We start from the raw sequence: 18,957 nt of genomic DNA on the forward strand, positions 1-18,957 counted from the left end.
AACATTATAGATGTGGAAGGGTTTTTGGATGCTGCTGCTGGTGATGCTGCCAGGTGTTGTTGTGAATGCACAAGACAATAACAATATAGGTATTGCAGGTAAATGGTATGGCGCCTATAAATTATACTACGGCGATAAGCAACGGGTGATCATACAATTGCAACAAACCGGTAGTGGGTATACCGGCCAGGTGCAGTTTCCCGATGTGGCAGATGGCGATACCTTTGAGCTGGAATCGGTGGTGTATCGTAAAGATACCCTGTTGCTCCGCACGGCCGAAGTAAAATTTACTTTTGTAGGCGTTTGGGACCCCGTAACAAAGCGGTTCAAAGGGGTGTCTAGTTTCGATTCCGAAAGGAGCGCCCTGGAATTGGGCAGAAGGGAGCTAACCCGTGCAGATCTTTACAAACGTCCACAGGAACCTAAACCTCCTTATCCTTATTATACAGAAGCGGTTAAGTTTTATAATACCAAAGATGGGGTTTCCTTGTCCGGCACATTTACCCGTCCGGCTGCTATGGGTAAATACCCCGTGGTGGTAATGCTGAATGGCTCCGGGCCTCAAACCCGCGACGACGAAATGGCGGGTCATAAACTGTTCCTCGTTATAGCGGATTATTTTGCCCGCAATGGCATTGCTACTTTGCGGTACGACGACCGTGGCATAGGCGCTTCTTCCGGCGATTTTGATACTTCAGATATTTATGGTTTTGCCCGGGATGCGGCCGCCGCTATGGCATATGTAAAAGCAAGGAAAGATGTAGACCCTCACAGCGTAGGATTGCTGGGACATAGTGAAGGCGCCATCGTAGCCCAGATAGTGGCGGCAAACAATCCGGCGGTAGCTTTTGTAATATCCATGGCCGGAGTAGGATTGCCAGGCAGGGAACTGATAGATCAGCAGGCATTTATTAAGGGGAAACTAGAAGGTAAGCCGGATAGCCTGATAGAGGCAGACAGGCAACGTATGAAGCCTTACTGGGACCTGTTGGCTAGTGATAGCAATATCGCCGTAGTAAAACCCAAGGCACAGCAATTGATCAGGGAATTATACCGTAGCTCCGGAGAAGAGGTGAAAAAAGAAGTATCGGAAGAAGACATGGTACAAAGTGCCAATCTAAGTCCGGAAGCCATATCAATCTTGCGTTATCAGCCACTCACCTGGCTAAAGCAGATTAAATGCCCGTTTATGGCAATCAACGGTACTGAAGACCTGCAGGTAGATGCCACCAGCAATTTGAATGCTATTCAGCGCGCATTAACGGAGAATGGCAATCAGATGGTAACAGTCCGTAAGTTTAATGGATTAAACCATTTGTTCCAACGCTGTAAAACTTGTACTACCAGCGAGTATGGAGAGCTGGAACAAACCATTGATCCCCTGGTTCCGGAATTTATGGCGCACTGGATTGTCCAGTTACCGCCGTCGGCCAGGTAGTCCCAAAACCTGAAGTTAAATTATGTCTAAGAATAAACTGAAAACTGAAAAACCTGAAAGTAAGAAACCAAAAGGCCCTGCAACGAACCCTGATGTGCTGAAGAAAGACAGAGAGCCGGAGGTAAAGGTAAAAGAGCTGGTAAAGGACGAACGCACGCATAAGGTAATGGGCGTGTTCTTCCTGCTACTAGCTGTTTATTGTTTTATTGCTTTCACCTCCTATTTATTTACCTGGGAAGATGACCAGGATAAGATTTTTCATTACTCAACCCGGGAATTGTTGATAGGCGATGTAAAAGTAGATAACCTATTGGGCAGACTGGGAGCCTATGTGTCGCATAACTTCTTTTTTTATGGCGTGGGTATCGCCGCTTACCTGTTTTGTTACTTCTTCTTTATTATAGGCGTCAACTTTATTGTAGGCCGCCGCGTGTTCCGTATCTGGCGCAATGTGAAGTACATTTTGTTTGGCCTACTGTACGTTAGTATGACCATGGCATTTGTAGCCAATGGAGCTGAATTTCCCTGGGGGGGAGCTTTGGGAGATGCCCTTGATAAATGGACCTCTGGTTTTGTAGGTAAAACTGGTACGGCCCTTTTATTGCTCGTTGTAGGTTTCTCCTGGTTGATCTGGAAATTTAATTTTGATTTTAAGTGGCCTGAAAAGAAGGTAAAACCAAAGAAGCCGGTACCAGCCGCCGCTCCGCCGGCGCCGGTAGGTAAGCCTGCAGCAACGGTGGCTCCGGTAGCCGTTCCGCCTTCTCCTATTAAAGAAGCTGAGAGCCGGAAAAATGGGATGAAAGAAGGTGGTATGATGGTAATCCCTACTCAGGGTGCTGAAGAGGAGCCGGAAGACGACCTGCCGCCCATGGAGCTGGTGGAAAAAGAAGATATTACTGTGGCGCCTGTTCGCGCTGCCTACATGCCCCCAGTGGTAGCACCTGTGGTTACGCCTATGGCGCCAGCCGCATTTGAAGCATTCGATGCCGCGGCAGAAGAAGAGGAGGTGGAAGAAGATCCGGGTCCGCTATTATACATAGAAGAAAGATTGGAGCAAGCGCCTGTTTCCCCGAAAAAGAAAAGTACACCAGAGGAAGTGGCTTTCGAAATAAAACCTACTTACCGGGATGAAGAAGAGGAAGCGGATGAAATAGTAGCTCCCCGGCCAGTAGAACCAGTAGATCCTTATGATCCATCGCTCGATTTGCGCGATTATAAATTCCCTACCCTCGATTTGCTGGAAAACCACAACGCCGATAAAGTAATCGTACAGGATACTACTGAGCTGGAAAAGAATAAAAACCAGATCATTGATACCCTGAAAAACTACGATATTTCTATACAGAAAATAAGCGCTACGGTAGGTCCTACCGTTACGTTATACGAAATTGTGCCAGCTGCCGGCGTACGTATCTCCCGTATTAAAAACCTGGAAGATGACATTGCCCTAAGCCTGTCGGCTTTGGGTATACGTATTATTGCGCCGATCCCAGGCAAGGGCACTATTGGTATTGAGGTGCCTAATGTAAAGAAAACGGTGGTATCGCTCAAAAACCTGCTGGCGTCCGAAAAATTCCAGACCAGTACTATGGATTTGCCTATTGCTATTGGAAAGAAGATCGATAACGAGAACTTCATTGCCGACCTGGCCAAAATGCCGCACCTGCTCATGGCTGGTGCTACAGGTCAGGGTAAATCGGTAGGTATCAATACGTTGCTGGTGTCGTTGTTGTATAAGAAACATCCGTCGCAGTTGAAGTTTGTGCTGGTAGATCCCAAAAAGGTGGAATTGTCCCTGTATAAACTGATCGAAAAGCATTTCCTGGCCAAGCTGCCGGGAGAAGAAGACGCCATCATTACCGATACCAAAAAAGTGATCCATACGCTCAATGCCTTGTGTATTGAAATGGACCTGCGCTACGACCTGTTAAAAGAAGCCGGGACCCGTAATATCCGGGAATACAATGGAAAATTTACGCAGCGTCGCCTGAACCCGCTCAAGGGACATCGCTACCTGCCATTTATAGTGTTGGTAGTAGATGAGTTTGCAGACTTGATTATGACGGCCGGGAAAGAAGTGGAAATGCCGATTGCCCGTTTGGCCCAGCTGGCCCGTGCGGTAGGTATCCACTTGATTATTGCTACGCAGCGCCCGTCTGTAAACATTATTACCGGTACGATTAAGGCCAACTTTCCTGCCCGTATTGCCTTTAAAGTATCTTCCAAAATAGATTCCCGTACTATTCTCGATATTGGAGGAGCAGAGCAGTTGATCGGGCAGGGAGATATGCTGGTATCGTTTAATGGGGAGCTGGTGCGCTTGCAGTGTGCTTTTGTGGATACGCCGGAAGTGGAAAGTGTGGCAGAATTTATTGGCCATCAAAAAGGTTATCCGGATGCTTTCCTGTTACCGGAGTATGTAGACGACAAAGATCCGGACGGCAAAGAATTGAGCATTGCCGACCGCGATCCACTGTTTGAAGAGGCCGCCCAGGTGATCGTGTCTACCCAGCAGGGTTCTACGTCTTTGTTGCAACGCCGGATGAAACTGGGATATAACCGCGCAGGCCGCTTAATGGATCAGCTGGAAGCTACCGGTATTGTAGGGCCTAATATGGGCAGCAAAGCCCGTGAGGTGCTGGTAAAAACAGATAGCGAGCTACAGGAAATCCTTAACAATTTGTTATAATATGTTGGTGGCTTTCGAATTTATTATCCTTTTTCAGGAAATATATCGAATTTTGCGTCCTGCAAAGACCAACTCTTGTTATGCGGCATAGCATTTGTTTTGGCCGGATAGCACAAACTAAAAAAAACTACGATGAAGAAATTTGTATTAACAGGAATGTTGTTGAGTGGTATCATTTTCAGCGGCATGGCACAATCCAAAGGAGCCTCAGACCCTAAGGCAAAATCTGTTCTCGATGGCGTTAGTAATAAATTCAAATCTTTAAAAACAGTAGTAGCCAATTTTATATTGAAAGTGGAAGGCGCCAATAACAGTGTAACAGATTCCAAGAAAGGAACTGTGTACCTCAAAGGTGCCAAGTATAAAGTAACGCTGCCAGGTCAGGAGATTATCAGTGACAACAAAACATCCTGGACTTATGCCAAGGATGTAAATGAAGTAACGATCAATACGGTAGACCAGAGCAGTGGTGCTATGACTCCCGCTAAATTGTTCACCAACTTCTATGATAAAGATTATCTCTACAAACTGGATGGGGAAACCACCGAAAAAGGCAAGGTGTTACAAAATATAGAACTAACGCCTACCGATAAGTCTAAAAATATTTTCAAAGTGATCGTTTCTGTAGATAAGAAAAACCAGAGCATTGCGAGAATGAAAGTGTTTGAGAAAAACGGTAACCACTATACGTATGATATCACCAGTTTTACGCCAAATACAAATCTGAGCGATGCAATCTTCACCTTCGATGCTAAAAAGTATCCTGGAGTAGAAGTAGTAGATCTCCGGTAAACGATATTCATCATGAAAAAAGCCACTAGGGTAAAGATAAAGCTGGTCAACATTGATCTGCCGCTTTGTCTTTACGCTAGTGGCTTTCTGCTATCACTCCCTATATAATAGGCAATTCATAATTATTTTTTTACCTTTGGCAAGTTCAATTTAAAATTAAACAATATGGCATACGACGTAATCGTAATTGGTAGTGGGCCCGGCGGATATGTGGCTGCTATCCGTGCTTCTCAGCTGGGATTTAAAACTGCAGTAGTGGAAAGAGAGAACCTGGGTGGTATCTGTTTAAACTGGGGCTGTATTCCAACCAAGGCTTTATTAAAAACGGCACAGGTATTTGAATATACGCAGCATTCAAAAGACTATGGTATTACAATAGGTGATGCGAAAGTAGAATTTGATGCAGTAATCAAACGTAGTCGCGGTGTTGCTGATAAAATGAGCAGGGGCGTTCAGTTCCTGATGAAAAAGAACAAGATCGACGTGATCATGGGCACTGGAAAATTGAAATCCAAAGGCCAGGTGGAAGTAACCGATAAAGACGGTAAAGCCACTGTTTACGACGCAAAACATATCATTTTGGCTACCGGCGCCCGTGCACGCGAGCTGCCTAACCTGAAGATTGATGGTAAAAATGTAATTGGTTACCGTCAGGCAATGGTGCTTCCTGCACAGCCTAAATCTATGATCGTAGTAGGTTCTGGCGCTATCGGTGTTGAATTCGCTTACTTCTACGCTACCCTGGGTACTAAGGTAACCATCGTAGAATTCCTCCCTCGTATTGTGCCTGTGGAAGATGAAGATATCTCTAAAGAACTGGAAAAGATCTACAAGAAAAAAGGTATCGAAATCATGACCAACGCTTCTGTAGAAGCAGTGGAATCTAATGGCGACGGCGTTAAAGCAAAAGTAAAAACACAAACTGGCGAAATTACGCTGGAAGCAGACGTAGTATTGAGCGCTGTAGGTATTGCTGCCAACATCGAAAATATTGGGCTGGAAACATTGGGCGTTAAAACTGATAAAGGCCGCGTATTGGTAGACCAATACTATCAAACCAACATCCCTGGCGTATATGCTATCGGCGACATGGTACCTGGTCAGGCGCTTGCGCACGTAGCATCCAAAGAAGGTATCGTTTGCGTGGAAAGTATCGCTTACAACGAAAAGAAATACGCACACAAACCTGCTACTATCGACTACATGAACATCCCAGGCTGTACTTATTGCGCACCTGAAATCGCTTCTGTAGGTTATACTGAAAAAGCTGCAAGAGAAGCCGGTTACGAAGTGAAAGTGGGTAAATTCCCATTCTCTGCTTCCGGTAAAGCTTCTGCTGCCGGTGCTACTGAAGGTTTCGTAAAAGTAATCTTTGATGCTAAATACGGCGAATGGTTAGGTACACATATGATCGGCGCTAATGTAACCGAAATTATTGCTGAAACAGTAGTAGCCCGTAAACTGGAAACTACTTATCAGGAAGTGCTGGATGCTATCCACCCGCACCCAACCATGAGCGAATCCGTGAAAGATGCTATCGAAGTAGCCTACGGAGAAGCTATTCACCTGTAATAATTTATTGTAAATACAATTAGCGGCCGTTCTGATTTAATCAGAGCGGCCGTTTTTATTAATGGCAGCAAGTATATTGGGAATTCAACAAGTGTTCAGGTGAGCGTTTTGCCGCTAGTTGCCAGCTGCCAGCTTGACGAATTGTTTAGACCAGATGTGTTTTCCTTCCGCATAAATGCTACAGTTATATATCCCATTGGCTAACTGGTGTACGGGTACACTTTCTTGCGATGCTGTTAGTTGTTGCTGCCATACTATGCGTCCACTTATATCTGTAATCACTAATTTTCTGGTGCGTAATATTTTATCCAGGATGGTCAACTGGGTGCTAACAGGGTTAGGGAACAGAAGGATATTGTTGTCCTGGTATATTTCCACGGTTACCGGATCACTGTAAATAAATTTTCCATCAGTAGTTTGCAACCGTACGCGGTAATGCATTAGTCCTTCCGGGGGCGAATTATCCATTAAGTTAAAATGAAGTCCTTCATTTACCTGTTGCATGGAAAGCGTCAGCCAACCTATACCGGAAAGCCGTTCCCAGTATATGTTTTCGAGATGGTAGTTACTGCCCAGCGATAATGAAAGCAGGATGCTGTTATTGGTAGTTTTATCTGCCAGGAGGTACTGTACATAGCAGCCTACGCCTTGCCGTGAATAGTCTATAGCATAGCTGCGGGCGCCTGTCCATCCTTCACCGGATATGGGGCTTACAGCAAAGAAGCGCGAAGCCGTAGATCGTGGAACAAATAGAAAAGTATCACGGGGTTGACTATACGGTATTAAGTTTGTATTGCCCATGGTATATAGTTGGTAGGCAGTGGCTCCGGGTTGTGCAGGCCAGTACAGTAATACCGTATCGCTACAATTAAATCCTGTATGCAAAGTGAGCATGGGGGATAGGTAGCAAGTAGGGCTTATAAAGGTAGTATCTGCCAATGCCAGTTTCAGCAGTAGAGGTGCAAAAGCAGTTGGTGCATGCCAGTTATAGACGCCTGGTTGCAGAGGAACCTGTTGTGCGATCGGCAGCCAGGTATAGCCACTGTCTGTGCTGTAACTGAGATCACCTTTACCACTATACGTAGTTTGCCATTGTAAGGGAATAACTTCGCCAGCAAGCAATGTTGCTGCTGCAGTAGGATGTTGCCATTGAAAACTTTGCTGTGGTGTAAATTCATAGGCGAGGTAAAAAGGCTGTGTAGCTGTTGTGATCCGGGTGCCTTTTACAGTAATGTGCAACTGGCCAGGTGCTGGCTTTTCAATACTGATCTGTTCAGTATTATTAAGGCTGTCCCGGCCCCGGTAAGCAGCCTTGCCCAGGGAGTCGGGCTGTCCGCTAAGCACCCAGGGTAACCATACCTGTTGGTCCCCGGTAGCGGCTTGTAGATCCAGGTCGTTTACTAATGCCGTCATTGCATTAATGGTGGCGGGCGGATCATTCCAGCATAGCGTAATTTTTACGGTCGCTGTTTTTTCAGGTATGGTAATATCAAAAGATGTGGTGTTGCCGTTGCTGATTTGTCCGTGTAGAATATGGTTTTCTACAACGGTCTGCAATGCACCCAGGGCGTGCAGGCTACCATAGCCGTGGTTGTATGCGGGCGGTACTCCTGCCGGGCGAAGTGCACTGTTGATAATAGCAGCTTTTACCAGTGCGGCAGAAGGCGCCTGGTGGTATTGAAGCCGCCATGCATCCTCTATTAAGGCTGCTACGCCGGAAGTAAGCGCAGCGGCTCCGGAAGTGCCATCTTCTCCATATGCTACAATAGCTGGTCCTATACGCCCATCGTAAGTTGGGCCTTTAGAACTTAATGGTACTACGGTGCCGGTGGCATCGGTACCGCCGGCCACTAGGATGTTCTTAGCCTGTTTGAAGTTGCCGGATAAATTAGCGTAACCTGTCAACCCCTGGTATTGCCCGGCAGTTGGCGCCGTGGTACCAATATTGCCAGATGAGTATACATGTAACACGGTATCAGTTTCCCATATCTGCTGATCATAGGCCATCGCTTCTGCGCCATAATAATTTTCGATGCCAGTGCCATAGGAGTGGTTTTGTATGGTGGTACCTGTATGAGTGTAATAGGCGCTGTCGTCGGGAAATAAGCTGATATTGTAATCGGAGCTGCTGAGACGTACTTCCGGCGCAGCGCCTTTTCCATTGGCGCCGCTATTACCGGCGCCTCCTATAAGCGTAGCCATTATCAAGGCATGTGAGCTCCGAAATTCCGATATATTGGAAGAAGGCAGGTATCTTCCCTGCAGATCCAGGTCGGTTGTATCAAACATATCCTCTTTAACGGAAACGGTTATACGTTTTCCGGTAATGGCAGGAAATTGTTGTTGCGCAATCAGAATGCGGTTTATATATAGGTTGGCCGTATTGATGATGATTTCGGGAATGGGTTGTTTTACCAGATCTGCAAACCGGATAGTTGAATCGCTGATAAAAGCCATCCAGTCTTGTTGCTTTACTTGTACAATGGCTACTGCAAAGTGATCATTGCGCCATTTCACTGCGGCATATGGAATAATTTTTTTTCCTGGTGTATAGGATACTTGTATTGCAAGGCGATCATTGGCTCCTGCTTTTTCCATTTTTTGCAGTAGGCCCGAACTTGCTTTATAATTATTGTTAGCATGATAACAGTAAAGCACAGTGCTATCTGTAGGTGCTTGTTGTAAAATATAATGATAACGGGAAATAGCGAGTAAGTAACCGTAGCGCCGTAAAATAGGTGCAGCAGGAACAGATTTAAATTTTACCAGGTAAGGCGAAGTTGCCGGCTGCCAAACGTTGCAGGTGTCTGTTGCGTAACGTTGAATCACAGTATCTGCAAGCAGACGTAAAGTTTCTTTTGCCGTTGTATCTGTAAATATTTTATTGTGGATAACAGCTTGCCCCGTACCTGCAGTATTTTGTGTAATGGAAGAATGCTGCAGTGTTAATATGGCAGGGGATATATTGGAGGAAGAAGCATTGGATGAAAGCGTAGGGACATTACCTTTAGTGGTACTTGCAATAACTTTTGGTTGCGCTGCCATAGTGTAACAGTTGTATAACTGCAGAAGCAATATAGGCCATATTTTCAAGGTAGGGAAAAGCATGGAGAAAATGGCAATAGGTAAAAATATGTTGGTTTAATATGTTGAATTAAAACTACTGTATTTAGTTATGCCAACATAATTTTATGCAGATTAAAGCAAAATATTTTTTTTAAATAAAGCGAAAGTTGTAATATTGAAACCGGAAATCCTAAAGTATAAACTCAACGAAATCCGAGCAACGATATAGAAAGCCAAAGTTTAAAGTTAATCTGTAGAGCAAGTCTTAGTAGCCGGAAAGGACCGGTAGTTCCGAGTTATAGCCAATTTAAAATCTGTACAATGTCATAGACGATATGTCAATTGTAGATGTATCCAAAATAAGAGCGCTCTTATTCAATTACTGTTTTTGGAACATTTTTCAGCATTGTTAACAAATTGCTTGCAGTGCAAGTGATTATCCTTTATATACAATGGGGAGGCCATTTATAAGGCATTGCTTATTGCAGGTAATGAATATGTTTCATGATGCCTGTGATGTTGGCTGGTATCCTTTGTATGCAATAAGGAAGCTATTTTATAAGGCATTGTTTGTTGCAGGTAATGAATATGTTTCATGATGCCTGTGATGCTGGCTGGTATCCTTTGTATGCAATAGGGAAGCCATTTTATAAAGTATAGGATATTTATTATTTGAGCACTGTTGGCCGCATCCAAATTATTGTTTGGAGATAGTGTGTAACGTGCGCTTTATTTACGTACGGACCATTTGCTTATGTGTTCCTGCTGAACGGATTGGTTTACAGTATATCAAACGTTGGCCAGATATGGCTGATGAGGAAGCGTGTATGCCTGATATGGCGACAGCGTAATTGATCCGCGCTTAAATATTACTGTTGTGAAATGGGGTTATATAATCGTCTTTTTTTTCTCACATAAATCCAAAAATCTGAATCTATGACAAAACACACAATTCCTGTGATCTGCCTGATGGCAGTAGTTTTACTGTTTGCATCCTGTCAGAAAAAAGGTGCACAAAAAGAAGTGACACCTGATCCTGTACCAGCAGAAGTATTGGCCCAAATCAAATCCTTAGGATTTAGTACCGACAATGTTGTTAAAACAAAAGACGGTTATTTGGTAGAAGGTGATATTTTACTGACTGCAGATCAGTTAAAAGAAAAAGTTAGTAGTCCTATTATTAGGATAGCCGGAACGGAACAGTACCGTACCAATTATCTTGTTACTGCATTACCCCGTGTAATTACCATAAAGGTAACAGGTTTGGGCGCTGCATTTATTGCGGGTACGGATACAGCCATCGCAAGGTACAATAGGCTGGGATTGCGTATCACTTTCCAGCGTATTGCCAGCGGTACTGCGAACATTACTATCCAAGGATTTAATCAGGGGCCCAGTGGCGGTTACATTACCCTGGGATCTTCCGGATTTCCTACCAGTGGCGGCAATCCTTATAATACCATTCAGATGAACACCAATCAGTATGCTTATGGTTCCAACCCAGATGTATTGTATGTAGGTTCTGTTATCCAGCATGAAATAGGGCATTGCATCGGGTTGCGTCATACCGACTACCTGAACCGTGCTTATAGCTGTGGTGGCAGTGCTGTAAATGAAGGTGATGCTGGCGTAGGCGCTATACAGATCCCTGGTACTCCTTCCGGAGCTGATGCTAACTCCTGGATGCTGGCTTGCTCTAATGGTGGTAACCGTACTTTTAATGCGAATGATATTATTGCATTAAACTACTTGTATCACTAATCGTTGCGTGAGCTATCTGTTGAGTTGTTCCGGGTGCTGATAGGATATCGGCATCCGGATATTGCTTTTATTATTTCCTAAGGTTGTTATTTATGGTAATGGAATTTACACTTCTAATTGTAGTGAAATGGTGTAAGCGCCGTTTTCATCACTGATATGTAGCTCGTACTTGTTGGGATATAGATGATCCAGCCGTTGCCGCGTGTTAGTAATACCAGTGCCGGTATGGGCTGCATCGGGTGTGAGCCTGAATAATTTATTGCTGCAGTAGAAATGTATGTAATTGTCTGCGCTGGCTAACAGGATATTGATTTCTGATGGCTCGTGGTTACTCACGCCATATTGGAAGGCATTTTCGAGGAATGGGAGTAATATCAGCGGGGCTATGCATTTAATACCGGGGTTGCCTGTAACGGAGAAATTCACTTTTGTTTTAGTGGTGAGCCGCAATTTTTGCAGGTCTATATAGTCGTGTATACATGCGATTTCACTTTCCAGCAATACAAAATCACCTTTGTTTTCTGCTGTGATATACCGTAGCATGTTAGATAATTTCATAATACTCATAGCAGTGTATTCACTGCGGGTCATGGCCAGTGAGTAAATATTGTTCAGGGTATTAAATAAGAAGTGTGGGTTGATCTGGGCTTTCAGGAAAGATAATTCTGCCTGGCTTTTGCGGGTTTCTGCATAAAGTGCCCTTTTTTCTGTGAGCCGCCAGCGATGGGTAGTTTCAATGGCAGTACTCAGTGCAATGGTTAGCAAAAAGAGAAAGTCGCTGATAATATCTATCCTCACCGGTGGCCTCATGTTTCTGCTAACTAAAGATGGCTGCCCATAATGCGGTGGTAACTGGAAAAACAGGTGCTCGAAAGGCCGCATGTAATTCACCATCAGCAATAACAATAATAGGGAGAGAAAATAAACTAGATATTGTTTGTTGAAATAAAGCCGGGGGAAAAGAAAGATGGTATGAAAATAGAAGAGTGCCACATACGTGACAAGAAATATGAGGTACTCTGAAGAGAGCAGGATAGAAAGAGCCCGCCGGTCGCCTGTTTGCCCACTGATGAACAGTAAGGGTAAACCAAGGCATATCAGCCACCCAGTAATATGTGCTATTACTACCGAAGATTTTAACCGGAACATTTGCGACAGATAGATATGTGGTGAAATTCAGGCAATCTGTTCAGATAACAGTGGTATTCTCTGTAAATAGCTGCTTTATATCGATGAATGATAGGAAACCTGGGGTGATCTTTTCTCCCCTCCGTGATTTATAGTAAATTGCTTCTTTTATAAAAAGAATATCAGATATGTTGCAACGAATTGTGAAGCCGGTGTTATTGTTGGTACTCCTCGTACTTACGCATCGCACCTACGCTACAGAAGGAATGTGGCTCCCCCAGCTGCTCTCCGGTCTTAATGAGAAGGAAATGAAAGGAATGGGGATGAAAATCAGTGCTGCCGATATTTATAGTATCAATAAAGGTAGTCTGAAAGACGCAATTGTTAGCTTCGGTGGCTTCTGTACGGCGGAAGTGATCTCCGAGCAAGGTCTCCTGCTCACCAATCACCACTGTGGCTATGATGCTATTCAAAAACATTCTTCCCTGCAAAATAATTTCCTGGAAAATGGTTTTTGGGCAAAATCCGCAGTGGAAGAGTTGCCTAATCCCGGGCTCTTTGCGACGTTCATTGTAAGGATAGATGACATTACCAAAGCTGCGTTGCAAGATGTAAAACCTGGTATGAGTGAAAGGGAACGGCAGTCGGTGATTGATAAGCGGCTCAACGAAATTAAACAGGGCGCCCGTAAAGAAAGCTGGCAAGACGTCATGATAAAACCTTTTTATGAAGGCAATCAATATTTCCTGTTTGTAACGGAAACTTACCACGACGTTAGGTTGGTTGGGGCGCCTCCGTCTTCTATTGGTAAGTTCGGATCTGATACCGACAACTGGGTATGGCCCCGTCATACCGGCGATTTCTCTATGTTTCGTATCTATGCCGGTAAAGATGGCCGTCCGGCTCCTTATTCTAAAGATAATGTGCCCTTAAAACCTAAATACGCGCTTACCATCTCCCTGAAAGGAATGAAGCAAAACGACTTTACCATGGTATTGGGTTTTCCTGGCCGCACTACCGAATATTTGCCTTCTGAGGCGGTAAAGCAAACCGTAGACGTACTGGATGCTGCTAAGGTGGAGATGCGCGACGCTGCCCTCCGGATAATGGATGGGTATATGCGTAAAAACGAACAGATCAAAATACAATATGCTGCCAAATATGCCGGCACCGCCAACTATTGGAAAAAATGGATGGGGGAAATGCAGGGTGTGAAACATACTAACGGTATCGGGAAAAAGCAGCAATATGAAGCCGACTATCGCCAAACGCTGGCCGCTAACCCGGTGTGGCAACAACAATACGCCGGTGTGCTGGATTCCTTGAATCACTACTACCAGGAAATCCAACCATATGCCCAAACACGCGATTATTACAGTGAATTGATCCGGAATGTGGAACTGTTCAGCGCCGCCGACCGGTTAATTACTTTCCTGAATGATGTCTACGAAAAAGGAGAGGGGCAGTATGAAACCATGCGCCAGCAGTTTCTGGATGGTATGCAGCCGTTTTATCAGAACTATAGTGCAAAAGTAGACCAGGATATTTGCGTAAGTCTTACAGACCTTTATGTAAAGGGGGTACCGGCGCAATATGCTGGCAGTGAATTCGCCCAGGTTTGGCAGGAGTACAATAAAGACAGCCGCGTGCTGGCGGAAAAGGCATATGGATTGTCGGGGCTCACTTCTATGGATAAACTAAAGGCATTCATGCAGCAGCCATATACTACAGTCGTAGCACAGATGTGGAAAGATCCTGCTGTCCGCCTGGTAATGGCGCTGCGTAAAGGCTTTGTGGAAAATGTAAGCCGGCCGCTAGCAGATCTGCAAGCCAACATTAATAACCTCCAGCGTACTTATATGCAGGCCCAGATGGATGTAATGGGTAACAAAAAGCGTTTTTACCCTGATGCTAACAGTACCCTGCGCATTACCTATGGTAAAGTGGATGGCTATACGCCCCGTGATGCTGTGCAGTACGATTTCTATACCTACCTGGATGGAGTAATGGAAAAATATATTCCGGGAGATTATGAATTTGATGTACCAGCCAAGCTGATTGAGCTATATAAGAAAAAAGATTATGGCCGCTACGGGGTTAATGGTAAAATGCCTGTATGCTTTATCGCCTCCAACCATACTACCGGCGGTAATTCCGGTAGTCCGGCCCTGGATGCATACGGACATTTGATCGGACTTAATTTCGACCGTACCTGGGAAGGCACGATGAGCGATATTAATTATGATCCTTCTATCTGCCGTAATATTATGGTAGACATCCGCTATGTACTGTTTATTATTGATAAGTATGCAGGATGCACCCGCCTGGTGAATGAAATGAAGATTATCTAAATATTTGCAGGATATAAATAAAAGGCGCAAAACATCATGCTATGTTTTGCGCCTTTTATTTTATCTACCCGGAAAATCAGTTTTATAACTTACACTCATATACGATAGAGCTGCAGCGGTCTACCTGCTTCAGTCCTTTTCTCCAGGAACGGAAACCATAAAAAAAGCCAGCAACAAGGCCATTTTTGCCAGTTTTATATTTTTCACTGAGCAAGCTCACATAGAAGCCATCAAACACCATCGGGTATTTTTTTACCAGTGTGATCTGATGTTGTGTTAATAACTGCTCCATGGCGCCTGGAGAGAAATGGTACAGGTGGCGCGGCACATCGTAAGCAGCCCAATACTCCTTATAATGATCAGCATCAGCGGAGGTATAATTGGGAACAGCGATGAGTAGTGAGCCGCCCGGTTTCAGCAAGGTACGGATATGATCCAGGTACCGGTGTAGTTCGTGTACATGTTCCAGTACATGCCACATGGTAACGGCATCGTATTGCTGGGCAGGAAGGGTATAGAGTTGTTCTATCGGCAATGCCTCTACGTTGTAAAGCGCTTTGGCATTGCTGCGGGCAACGTCGTCTGGTTCCAGGCCGGTTACCGTCCAGCCTCCAAGCTGCATGTAGTGGAGGAAAGCACCGGTACCGCTGCCGATATCCAGAAGAGCGCCTTGTTTAAGCCCGGTAGCGTGGCGTACCCAGTTTTGTTTGGAACGCAGGGTGATCTTTCTTACGCTGTGGTATAAACGATTAATAAGCCCTTCTTTAGTTTCGGAATGGGAAATGTATTCCTGCGACTGATAATAGCGTCCGATCTGATCCGGACCTGGTACGTTCTGGGTGAACCTGCCACTGCAATCTCCGCAATGGAAGATATCGAATGTTTCTTTTGATACAGTATAGTCTTTGGCGCTTAGCGCTTTATATATCTCTGAAGAGCCACAAAGCGGACAGTTGTTGTAGTAGATTAAACTCATCTTATTGTTAATACGCTAGTAATATTATTTATATTCTCCCCAAACCTCTCTTAATACATCTGCTATTTCGCCCAGGGTACACAAATGTTCTACCGCTTCCACTACCAGCGGCATGAGGTTTTCGGTTCCTCCGGCTGCTGTACGGATACGGGCCAAAGCGGCTGTTACCGCTGCATTGTTACGGCGCTCGCGCAGGTGTTTCAGTCGTTCAGATTGTACGATCCGGATGCTGTCGTCTATCCGGAATACTTCTGGTGTTACGTGATCCGCGGCTGTAAATTTATTAACACCGATGATTATTTTCTCATTATTCTCAATTTCTTGTTGGTATTTATATGCACTGCGGGCTATTTCATCCTGAATAAACCCTTGTTCTATAGCGTTTACTGCGCCGCCCATCGCGTCAATTTTATGGATTAGGTCCCAGGCATTGCTTTCTACTTCATTAGTGAGCGCTTCTACATAAAAAGAGCCTGCCAGGGGGTCTACCGTATCTGCTATGCCGCTTTCGTATCCTACAATCTGTTGGGTGCGCAAAGCTATGCGGGCCGCTTCTTCGGTAGGTAGCGACAGGGCTTCATCGTAGCCGTTGGTATGCAACGATTGGGTGCCTCCCAATGTGGCAGCCAATGTTTGAATGGCTACCCTCACAATATTGTTATGGGGCTGCTGGGCGGTGAGTGTACTGCCACCCGTTTGGGTATGGAAACGCAGCATTTGCGCTTTGGGATCAGTAGCTCCTAGTTCCCGGGTGATATGCGCCCACATACGTCTGGCAGCACGGAATTTGGCCACTTCTTCAAACAGGTGGTTATGCGCGTTAAAGAAGAAAGAAAGCCGTTTGGCAAAAATGTTGATGTCCAGCCCTTTCTCCTGAGCGGCTTTCAGATAGGCTTTACCGTTAGCTAATGTAAAAGCCAGTTCCTGCACGGCGTTGGCGCCCGCTTCCCGTATATGGTACCCAGAAATAGAAATAGTGTTCCACTTGGGCACTTCTTTACTGCAGTAGGCAAAGATATCCGTGATCAGGCGCATGGAAGGCTTGGGCGGATAAATGAATGTACCACGGGCGGCGTATTCTTTCAGGATATCGTTTTGTATGGTGCCGGAAATCTTTTTAAGGTCGGCGCCCTGCTTTTTGGCGAGGGCAATATATAGGGCCAGGAGTATAAATCCTGTGGCGTTGATGGTCATGGAGGTAGAAATCTGTTCCAGGGAAATTCCCTTAAACAGTATTTCCATATCTTCCAGCGAATCGATGGCTACGCCTACTTTGCCCACTTCCCCTTCCGACATAGGATGGTCGGAATCATAACCGATCTGGGTAGGGAGGTCGAAGGCCACACTCAAACCCATTACCCCCTGGCTTAACAGATAATGGTAACGCTTGTTAGATTCTTCTGCAGTGCTGAAACCGGCATATTGGCGCATGGTCCAGAGCTTATCACGATACATGGTGGCATGTATGCCCCGTGTAAAAGGAAAGACGCCGGGCTGCTCCTCCATGGGTACCGGCTGTGTGTACAGCGGCGCTATAACAATGCCTGAATCGGTTTGAATGGTCTTTTCCATAGTATCAAAAACTAGCGCTGCAATGTTACATAATTATTATGGTACTTCGCCGCTGAGAAAAATATTGATAATTTGTGTGAAAGATTGGCAGGTTACTATGATCATTTATTGTTTATTAAGCATTACCCTCGTACTGGCCATTTATAGTTTGTACCTTGTTGGGAAAGCCGGAGGCAAGCTCTTTTCTGCAGCAAACAGTTACTTATTGCTGGGGCTTTCTTTAGGTGTTTTTCTCTATTTTTATGGCACCTGGGTGTATCTTTCTATTTACACAAAATATGTTTTCGGTAGCTTACTGGTAGTTGCCCTGTTGGTATACGTGCTCCGAAAGCGCTACCCTGTAGCCAGGCCCGTTCCCCGGTGGAAGCGGCGTAGCAATGGCATCCTCGCCGTGCTGTTTGTTCTGTTAAGCATACTCTATTTTACCGGCACTACTGGCAAGCCTGATACTGTGGAACTTGCATTCCCGTTTAAGTCGGGGAATTACTTTGTGCTCCAGGGTGGAAAAGGATTGCCTACTAATGTGTTCCATTTCAGTTTGCGTGGCGCTATTTATGCGATGGATATTGTAAAACTCAACAGTCAGGGACAACGTGCCACCAAAGTCTTTTCCCGGCACTTAGATGACTACCTGATTTACGGGGATACTATCTACGCTCCCTGTGATGGATTGGTGGTAAGCGCTTTCAGCAGCAACCCGGATAATATCCCACCTGCCATGAACCGTGGCCCTAAAAATACTAACCAGGTATTATTGGAAACGCCCGGGTATTTTGTATTCGTAGGGCACCTGAAAATGGGTAGTGTAGTCGTGCACGAAGGACAATATGTAAAACAGGGGGATGCCCTGGGATGTGTGGGAAACTCCGGTTTTAGTACAGAACCTCACCTGCATATTCAGGTGCATGCAAAAGAAACCGGCGTGCCCTGGTACCTGGGAAAGCCCCTTTATATACGGTTTAACGGAAGAAGTTACCTGCTCAATGAAGTGATCCACGTCCGCTGATTATTTCATCAGCCTTTTAGCTTCTGCATTAATGATCTGGGAGGTGAGCTCGGCAGGAGATTCGCCTGCTTGCAGGAATACTTCCAATATTTGTTTGTTCAATTCCAGGGCAGGGGCGTCTGGTGGTAATTGTACTGCCACCTGGTTAATAACGGAAATAGTTTGTTCCTTTAAGGTCTTTACAGCTTCCCAGGCCATGGCAGATACATAAATCTGTTGGGTAACGTTATGCTCATATTCAGCTTTGATGCTTTGTACCATGGTCATCTGCATATCCACAGCAGATAATCCGTGCTGGTAAATGCGTCCTATCAGGCTTTGAGGAGTGATACGGTCTACATACAGCGCCATTCTTTCATAGGCTTGCAGTTGTAAAGGAAGCACAGCGGCATTAACTGGTGGCTGGCTTTCTTGTGTAGCGGTATCCTTTGACTTGTTTTTTTTGAAGAGATCTTTTATTGTCGGGTATACGATAGCAATTGCACCCGCAGCAACTGCTACATATAGAAAATTAGTCACATCCATCTTTATACGTTATGCGCACAAATATATAATAATATTATATATTATTGATATCCTTAATCATTTTAGGGAATGCCATAATTG

Annotated in this window: 12 protein-coding genes; 7 read left to right on the forward strand and 5 right to left on the reverse strand. The window is 45.0% G+C overall.

The genetic code is table 11. From position 1 onward, the window contains the following. Positions 1-10 precede the first annotated feature (10 nt). From ACDQ55_RS09845 to lpdA, 4 genes are all read left to right on the forward strand, one after another. Positions 11-1,438 (forward strand): alpha/beta hydrolase family protein, encoded by a 1,428-nt coding sequence (locus tag ACDQ55_RS09845; protein ID WP_420981207.1) that lies wholly within the window; start codon positions 11-13, stop codon positions 1,436-1,438. Positions 1,439-1,460: 22 nt separating this feature from the next. Beyond that, positions 1,461-4,127 (forward strand): DNA translocase FtsK, encoded by a 2,667-nt coding sequence (locus ACDQ55_RS09850; protein ID WP_420981208.1) that lies wholly within the window; start codon positions 1,461-1,463, stop codon positions 4,125-4,127. Positions 4,128-4,259: 132 nt separating this feature from the next. Continuing rightward, positions 4,260-4,919, forward strand: a complete 660-nt coding sequence (locus ACDQ55_RS09855) for a LolA family protein (protein ID WP_420981209.1) — start codon at positions 4,260-4,262, stop codon at positions 4,917-4,919. A gap of 165 nt (positions 4,920-5,084) precedes the next feature. After that, positions 5,085-6,491 (forward strand): dihydrolipoyl dehydrogenase, encoded by a 1,407-nt coding sequence (gene lpdA, locus ACDQ55_RS09860; RefSeq protein WP_420981210.1) that lies wholly within the window; start codon positions 5,085-5,087, stop codon positions 6,489-6,491. 114 nt (positions 6,492-6,605) lie between these two features. Here the strand turns inward: lpdA and ACDQ55_RS09865 are convergent, their stop codons facing one another. Further along, positions 6,606-9,536, reverse strand: coding sequence for a S8 family serine peptidase (locus ACDQ55_RS09865; protein ID WP_420981211.1), 2,931 nt, complete (start codon positions 9,534-9,536; stop codon positions 6,606-6,608). Between the two features lie 957 nt (positions 9,537-10,493). Here ACDQ55_RS09865 and ACDQ55_RS09870 point away from each other — a divergent pair. Continuing rightward, on the forward strand, positions 10,494-11,318 hold the full coding sequence (locus tag ACDQ55_RS09870; protein ID WP_420981212.1) for a M57 family metalloprotease: 825 nt from the start codon (positions 10,494-10,496) through the stop codon (positions 11,316-11,318). A 105-nt stretch (positions 11,319-11,423) separates the two neighbouring features. On the opposite strand, the gene ACDQ55_RS09875 is transcribed toward ACDQ55_RS09870, so the two are convergent. Continuing rightward, on the reverse strand, positions 11,424-12,467 hold the full coding sequence (locus tag ACDQ55_RS09875) for a sensor histidine kinase (RefSeq protein WP_420981213.1): 1,044 nt from the start codon (positions 12,465-12,467) through the stop codon (positions 11,424-11,426). Between the two features lie 167 nt (positions 12,468-12,634). Here ACDQ55_RS09875 and ACDQ55_RS09880 point away from each other — a divergent pair, with 167 nt between their 5' ends. Beyond that, positions 12,635-14,797 (forward strand): S46 family peptidase, encoded by a 2,163-nt coding sequence (locus ACDQ55_RS09880; RefSeq protein ID WP_420981214.1) that lies wholly within the window; start codon positions 12,635-12,637, stop codon positions 14,795-14,797. Between the two features lie 82 nt (positions 14,798-14,879). Here the strand turns inward: ACDQ55_RS09880 and ACDQ55_RS09885 are convergent, their stop codons facing one another. Together ACDQ55_RS09885 and ACDQ55_RS09890 are read right to left on the reverse strand one after the other, a co-directional pair. Then, positions 14,880-15,773 (reverse strand): class I SAM-dependent methyltransferase, encoded by an 894-nt coding sequence (locus ACDQ55_RS09885; RefSeq protein WP_420981215.1) that lies wholly within the window; start codon positions 15,771-15,773, stop codon positions 14,880-14,882. A gap of 24 nt (positions 15,774-15,797) precedes the next feature. Further along, positions 15,798-17,345, reverse strand: a complete 1,548-nt coding sequence (locus ACDQ55_RS09890; RefSeq protein WP_420981216.1) for an acyl-CoA mutase large subunit family protein — start codon at positions 17,343-17,345, stop codon at positions 15,798-15,800. A 22-nt stretch (positions 17,346-17,367) separates the two neighbouring features. Between ACDQ55_RS09890 and ACDQ55_RS09895 the strand changes: the two genes are divergently transcribed. Continuing rightward, complete coding sequence (locus ACDQ55_RS09895; RefSeq protein WP_420981217.1) at positions 17,368-18,351, forward strand: M23 family metallopeptidase; 984 nt, start codon at positions 17,368-17,370, stop codon at positions 18,349-18,351. Here ACDQ55_RS09895 and ACDQ55_RS09900 read toward each other — a convergent pair whose 3' ends face one another. Beyond that, positions 18,352-18,876 (reverse strand): hypothetical protein, encoded by a 525-nt coding sequence (locus tag ACDQ55_RS09900; protein ID WP_420981218.1) that lies wholly within the window; start codon positions 18,874-18,876, stop codon positions 18,352-18,354. Positions 18,877-18,957: the final 81 nt, after the last annotated feature.

This window comes from Chitinophaga sp. 30R24, from assembly GCF_049056765.1.
Lineage (GTDB): Bacteria > Bacteroidota > Bacteroidia > Chitinophagales > Chitinophagaceae > Chitinophaga.

Excerpts from the sequence above, each read along its gene's own strand:
- ACDQ55_RS09845 (WP_420981207.1), top strand. The coding sequence starts at position 11 with ATGTGGAAGGGTTTTTGGATGCTGCTGCTGGTGATGCTGCCAGGTGTT.
- ACDQ55_RS09850 (WP_420981208.1), top strand. The coding sequence starts at position 1,461 with ATGTCTAAGAATAAACTGAAAACTGAAAAACCTGAAAGTAAGAAACCA.
- ACDQ55_RS09855 (WP_420981209.1), top strand. The coding sequence starts at position 4,260 with ATGAAGAAATTTGTATTAACAGGAATGTTGTTGAGTGGTATCATTTTC.
- lpdA (WP_420981210.1), top strand. The coding sequence starts at position 5,085 with ATGGCATACGACGTAATCGTAATTGGTAGTGGGCCCGGCGGATATGTG.
- ACDQ55_RS09865 (WP_420981211.1), bottom strand. The coding sequence starts at position 9,536 with ATGGCAGCGCAACCAAAAGTTATTGCAAGTACCACTAAAGGTAATGTC.
- ACDQ55_RS09870 (WP_420981212.1), top strand. The coding sequence starts at position 10,494 with ATGACAAAACACACAATTCCTGTGATCTGCCTGATGGCAGTAGTTTTA.
- ACDQ55_RS09875 (WP_420981213.1), bottom strand. The coding sequence starts at position 12,467 with ATGTTCCGGTTAAAATCTTCGGTAGTAATAGCACATATTACTGGGTGG.
- ACDQ55_RS09880 (WP_420981214.1), top strand. The coding sequence starts at position 12,635 with ATGTTGCAACGAATTGTGAAGCCGGTGTTATTGTTGGTACTCCTCGTA.
- ACDQ55_RS09885 (WP_420981215.1), bottom strand. The coding sequence starts at position 15,773 with ATGAGTTTAATCTACTACAACAACTGTCCGCTTTGTGGCTCTTCAGAG.
- ACDQ55_RS09890 (WP_420981216.1), bottom strand. The coding sequence starts at position 17,345 with ATGGAAAAGACCATTCAAACCGATTCAGGCATTGTTATAGCGCCGCTG.
- ACDQ55_RS09895 (WP_420981217.1), top strand. The coding sequence starts at position 17,368 with ATGTTACATAATTATTATGGTACTTCGCCGCTGAGAAAAATATTGATA.
- ACDQ55_RS09900 (WP_420981218.1), bottom strand. The coding sequence starts at position 18,876 with ATGGATGTGACTAATTTTCTATATGTAGCAGTTGCTGCGGGTGCAATT.